A 560-nucleotide genomic window follows, 5' to 3' on the forward strand; every position below is an offset into this window, starting at 1 on the left:
TATATTTTAAATAATAAACATTTAAGTTGTTAATGCCATATTTTCTACAGATACTACGACGATAGCCACTGACGGTTTTATAACTGAGTGATAACTTCTTTGAAATCTGAACAGAATTTAAACCTGATATAATACATTGTAATGTTTCATTTTCTCGTTTAGTTAATTTATTTTTAACCAGATTATCGTCATCAAGCGGTATGAAATGACCGTCATAGCGGTTGTGACATATTGTCCCTATTGTTTTTTTGATGTAAGGAATATTACTTTTTCTGTATATGACTGCATGATATATATTAGGGAGGTTAGACAGATCAGAGTAGTTGTCACAAAATAAAATAATCCCTACATTGTGGGCTGACTTTATTTTAATTAATAGATCATGAACTTCACTATGTTTGAATCCAGTAATGTCAAGTAGCATCAGCTTGAGTTTCCCATCCATATTTTTTATCAGTGAGGGAATAGAACGGTAAACCCTTATTACTGAGTCTTCTGACTGTTGGTATAGCACATCATTCAATAGTATTTTGAAAGAGAAAGACATAAGTCCGCACTGG

1 protein-coding gene is annotated in these 560 nt (G+C 32.0%); it reads right to left on the reverse strand.

The genetic code is table 11. From position 1 onward, the window contains the following. Positions 1–547, reverse strand: a 547-nt coding sequence (locus V1952_RS22440; protein WP_420075622.1) for a response regulator transcription factor, incomplete at its 3' end; no start/stop codon positions are given. Positions 548–560 lie beyond the last annotated feature (13 nt).

This window comes from Yersinia sp. 2542 StPb PI (assembly GCF_048593855.1).
Classification (GTDB): domain Bacteria; phylum Pseudomonadota; class Gammaproteobacteria; order Enterobacterales; family Enterobacteriaceae; genus Yersinia; species Yersinia enterocolitica_E.